General features: G+C 56.0%; 3 rRNA genes. All 3 read left to right on the top strand.

The features are described from left to right. Positions 1-29 precede the first annotated feature (29 nt). The 3 genes from AC1DBD_RS17650 (at position 30) to rrf (ending at position 5,541) form a co-directional block, all read left to right on the top strand. A 16S ribosomal RNA gene (locus AC1DBD_RS17650) occupies positions 30-1,556 on the top strand. 498 nt (positions 1,557-2,054) lie between these two features. Further along, a 23S ribosomal RNA gene (locus tag AC1DBD_RS17645) occupies positions 2,055-5,178 on the top strand. A 246-nt stretch (positions 5,179-5,424) separates the two neighbouring features. Continuing rightward, a 5S ribosomal RNA gene (rrf, locus tag AC1DBD_RS17640) occupies positions 5,425-5,541 on the top strand. The 16S, 23S and 5S rRNA genes sit together here, the layout of an rRNA operon. Positions 5,542-5,593 lie beyond the last annotated feature (52 nt).

The raw sequence follows: 5,593 nt of genomic DNA, 5'->3' as shown, positions 1-5,593 counted from the left end.
CCGGGGTTGCATGGTGTGTCTGTTTTACTTCAACGGAGAGTTTGATCCTGGCTCAGGATGAACGCTGGCGGCGTGCTTAACACATGCAAGTCGAACGATGATCCGGTGCTTGCACCGGGGATTAGTGGCGAACGGGTGAGTAACACGTGAGTAACCTGCCCTTAACTCTGGGATAAGCCTGGGAAACTGGGTCTAATACCGGATATGACTCCTCATCGCATGGTGGGGGGTGGAAAGCTTTATTGTGGTTTTGGATGGACTCGCGGCCTATCAGCTTGTTGGTGAGGTAATGGCTCACCAAGGCGACGACGGGTAGCCGGCCTGAGAGGGTGACCGGCCACACTGGGACTGAGACACGGCCCAGACTCCTACGGGAGGCAGCAGTGGGGAATATTGCACAATGGGCGCAAGCCTGATGCAGCGACGCCGCGTGAGGGATGACGGCCTTCGGGTTGTAAACCTCTTTCAGTAGGGAAGAAGCGAAAGTGACGGTACCTGCAGAAGAAGCGCCGGCTAACTACGTGCCAGCAGCCGCGGTAATACGTAGGGCGCAAGCGTTATCCGGAATTATTGGGCGTAAAGAGCTCGTAGGCGGTTTGTCGCGTCTGCCGTGAAAGTCCGGGGCTCAACTCCGGATCTGCGGTGGGTACGGGCAGACTAGAGTGATGTAGGGGAGACTGGAATTCCTGGTGTAGCGGTGAAATGCGCAGATATCAGGAGGAACACCGATGGCGAAGGCAGGTCTCTGGGCATTAACTGACGCTGAGGAGCGAAAGCATGGGGAGCGAACAGGATTAGATACCCTGGTAGTCCATGCCGTAAACGTTGGGCACTAGGTGTGGGGGACATTCCACGTTTTCCGCGCCGTAGCTAACGCATTAAGTGCCCCGCCTGGGGAGTACGGCCGCAAGGCTAAAACTCAAAGGAATTGACGGGGGCCCGCACAAGCGGCGGAGCATGCGGATTAATTCGATGCAACGCGAAGAACCTTACCAAGGCTTGACATGGACCGGACCGGGCTGGAAACAGTCCTTCCCCTTTGGGGCCGGTTCACAGGTGGTGCATGGTTGTCGTCAGCTCGTGTCGTGAGATGTTGGGTTAAGTCCCGCAACGAGCGCAACCCTCGTTCCATGTTGCCAGCGCGTAATGGCGGGGACTCATGGGAGACTGCCGGGGTCAACTCGGAGGAAGGTGGGGACGACGTCAAATCATCATGCCCCTTATGTCTTGGGCTTCACGCATGCTACAATGGCCGGTACAAAGGGTTGCGATACTGTGAGGTGGAGCTAATCCCAAAAAGCCGGTCTCAGTTCGGATTGGGGTCTGCAACTCGACCCCATGAAGTCGGAGTCGCTAGTAATCGCAGATCAGCAACGCTGCGGTGAATACGTTCCCGGGCCTTGTACACACCGCCCGTCAAGTCACGAAAGTTGGTAACACCCGAAGCCGGTGGCCTAACCCCTTGTGGGAGGGAGCTGTCGAAGGTGGGACTGGCGATTGGGACTAAGTCGTAACAAGGTAGCCGTACCGGAAGGTGCGGCTGGATCACCTCCTTTCTAAGGAGCGCCTACAATCACCGTGCCTCATGTATGTGGGTGTGTCGGGGTTGTCAGGAGTACGCCCGTTGCGCAGACGTAAGTTCTGCGGCGGGTGCTCACGGGTGGAATATCAGCAAATAGCGGCCGCATGGTTTGGTCCTTGCCCAGTACGGATGCTTTTGAGTGTCCTGGAACGGTGGGGGCCCGGGTTGTGCGGTTTAGTGTTTGGCACACTGTTGGGTCCTGAGACAACAGGACCGGGGGGAGGGTGACTTTCTTCCGGGACTTGTGTTTCTGGTTTCCCGGCTGCAGCGTTTCATGCAYTGTGTGGGTCCTTTCGGGGGTCCGGGTGTGTGGGGTGTGTGGTACGGGGTTGTTGTTTGAGAACTACATAGTGGACGCGAGCATCTTTTATAAGAAGCAATTTCCAAGAATATGAACCTGGATCTGGTTCCATGCCTTCGGGTGTGGGGACGGTTTCATGGTTCTCTCGAAAATTACTCCTTGATCTTTTGTGGTCAAGTTTTTAAGAGCACACGGTGGATGCCTTGGCATTAGGAGCCGAAGAAGGACGTAGGAATCTGCGATAAGCCTGGGGGAGTCGATAACCGGACTGTGATCCCAGGGTGTCCGAATGGGGAAACCCCGCCAGACGCGCGAGTGATCTGGTGACCCGCATCTGAACACATAGGGTGCGTGGAGGGAACGCGGGGAAGTGAAACATCTCAGTACCCGCAGGAAGAGAAAACAATAGTGATTCCGTCAGTAGTGGCGAGCGAACGCGGATCAGGCTAAACCGTTCCATGTGTGATAGCCGGCGGGCGTTGCATGGTCGGGGTTGTGGGACTTTCCGTTCTGTCTCTGCCGGGACAGYGGGGTGAGAGCATGTGCATAGGTGAACGGTCTTGAAAGGCCGGCCAGAGAGGGTGTGAGCCCCGTAACCGAAATGTAGTGTGCCGCCTGGGAAGTATCCCAAGTAGCACGGGGCCCGAGAAATCCCGTGCGAATCTGTCAGGACCACCTGATAAGCCTAAATACTCCCTAATGACCGATAGCGGACCAGTACCGTGAGGGAAAGGTGAAAAGTACCCCGGGAGGGGAGTGAAACAGTACCTGAAACCGTGTGCTTACAATCCGTCGGAGCAACCTTGTAGTTGTGACGGCGTGCCTTTTGAAGAATGAGCCTGCGAGTTAGTGTTACGTCGCGAGGTTAACCCGTGTGGGGAAGCCGTAGCGAAAGCGAGTCTGAACAGGGCGTTGCAGTGGCGTGATCTAGACCCGAAGCGAAGTGATCTACCCATGGCCAGGTTGAAGCGACGGTAAGACGTCGTGGAGGACCGAACCCACTTCAGTTGAAAATGGAGGGGATGAGCTGTGGGTAGGGGTGAAAGGCCAATCAAACTTCGTGATAGCTGGTTCTCCCCGAAATGCATTTAGGTGCAGCGTTGCGTGTTTCTTACCGGAGGTAGAGCTACTGGATGGCTAATGGGCCCTACAAGGTTACTGACGTCAGCCAAACTCCGAATGCCGGTAAGTGAGAGCGCAGCAGTGAGACTGTGGGGGATAAGCTTCATAGTCGAGAGGGAAACAGCCCAGACCACCAACTAAGGCCCCTAAGCGTGTGCTAAGTGGGAAAGGATGTGGAGTTGCGAAGACAACCAGGAGGTTGGCTTAGAAGCAGCCATCCTTAAAAGAGTGCGTAATAGCTCACTGGTCAAGTGATTCCGCGCCGACAATGTAGCGGGGCTCAAGTACACCGCCGAAGTTGTGGCATTCAGATATTAGCTAAGCCCTTGTGGTTCAGGCGTCTGGATGGGTAGGGGAGCGTCGTGTGGGCAGTGAAGTCGCGGTGTAAACCAGCGGTGGAGCCTACACGAGTGAGAATGCAGGCATGAGTAGCGAAAGACGGGTGAGAAACCCGTCCGCCGAATGATCAAGGGTTCCAGGGTCAAGCTAATCTGCCCTGGGTAAGTCGGGACCTAAGGCGAGGCCGACAGGCGTAGTCGATGGACAACGGGTTGATATTCCCGTACCGGCGAAAAACCGCCCATGCTGAACAGGGGATACTAACCGCCCGAGACCTGCCCGATCACCCTTGTGGTGTGAGGGTTTTGGTGGAGCGCGGGACCTGATCCTGGGAGGCAAGCGTATTAACAGGTGTGACGCAGGAAGGTAGCCGAGCCGGGCGATGGTTGTCCCGGTCTAAGGATGTAGGGCGAACGGTAGGCAAATCCGCCGTTCATGATGCCTGAGACCCGACGGGACCCCCGTATGGGGGGATTCGGTGATCCTATGCTGCCTAGAAAAGCATCGACGCGAGGTTTTAGCCGCCCGTACCCCAAACCGACACAGGTGATCAGGTAGAGAATACTAAGGCGATCGAGAGAATTATGGTTAAGGAACTCGGCAAAATGCCCCCGTAACTTCGGGAGAAGGGGGGCCCCCATCGTGATGGACACAAGCTGTCCGGAGCGTGCAGGGGCCGCAGAGACCAGGGGGAAGCGACTGTTTACTAAAAACACAGGTCCGTGCGAAGTCGCAAGACGATGTATACGGACTGACTCCTGCCCGGTGCTGGAAGGTTAAGAGGACCGGTTAGCCGCAAGGCGAAGCTGAGAATTTAAGCCCCAGTAAACGGCGGTGGTAACTATAACCATCCTAAGGTAGCGAAATTCCTTGTCGGGTAAGTTCCGACCTGCACGAATGGAGTAACGACTTCCCCGCTGTCTCAACCATAAACTCGGCGAAATTGCAGTACGAGTAAAGATGCTCGTTACGCGCAGCAGGACGGAAAGACCCCGAGACCTTTACTATAGTTTGGTATTGGTGTTCGGAGTGGCTTGTGTAGGATAGGTGGGAGACGTTGAAGCCCGGACGCCAGTTCGGGTGGAGTCATCGTTGAAATACCACTCTGGTCACTTTGGACATCTAACTTCGGCCCGTAATCCGGGTCAGGGACAGTGCCTGATGGGTAGTTTAACTGGGGCGGTTGCCTCCTAAAAAGTAACGGAGGCGCCCAAAGGTTCCCTCAGCCTGGTTGGCAATCAGGTGTCGAGTGTAAGTGCACAAGGGAGCTTGACTGTGAGAGAGACATCTCGAGCAGGGACGAAAGTCGGGACTAGTGATCCGGCGGTACATTGTGGAATGGCCGTCGCTCAACGGATAAAAGGTACCTCGGGGATAACAGGCTGATCTTGCCCAAGAGTCCATATCGACGGCATGGTTTGGCACCTCGATGTCGGCTCGTCGCATCCTGGGGCTGGAGTAGGTCCCAAGGGTTGGGCTGTTCGCCCATTAAAGCGGTACGCGAGCTGGGTTTAGAACGTCGTGAGACAGTTCGGTCCCTATCCGCTGCGCGCGCAGGAAATTTGAGAAGGGCTGTCCTTAGTACGAGAGGACCGGGACGGACGAACCTCTGGTGTGTCAGTTGTACTGCCAAGTGCACCGCTGATTAGCTACGTTCGGATGGGATAACCGCTGAAAGCATCTAAGCGGGAAGCTCGCTTCGAGATGAGATTTCCATACACCTTGTGTGTGAGAGGCCCCCAGCCAGACCACTGGGTTGATAGGCCGGATGTGGAAGCGAGGACTAACGACTCGTGAAGCTGACCGGTACTAATAGGCCGATAACTTACACCACACACTCCTTTGCGTGAACGGATTCAAAAGACGTTCACACCAGCARAGGAGTACAAAGAAACAAGACTGCTTGCGTCCACTATGTGGTTCCCAAACAACAAACCCGCCACGGGCACGTTGCTWGAAGGAACCAAAACTGAATAACAACACCACCACCGCCCCRCCACGGGCGGTAGCGGACAAGTTGTAACCACCAGATTTCCCACCCCRGGACTCTCTACACAGACCAGGGGCGCGGACACAGGGTTACGGCGGTCATAGCGTGGGGGAAACGCCCGGTCCCATCCCGAACCCGGAAGCTAAGACCCACAGCGCCGATGGTACTGCACCCGGGAGGGTGTGGGAGAGTAGGTCACCGCCGGACAACCATTACAGCCAGGCCCCGACACACAGTGTCGGGGCCTGAGCCTTTTAAC

It is taken from the genome of Arthrobacter sp. 10T419 (assembly GCF_056394105.1).
The sequence above is the reverse complement of the archived record's forward strand: the minus strand, read 5'-3'. Positions and strand labels throughout refer to the sequence as shown.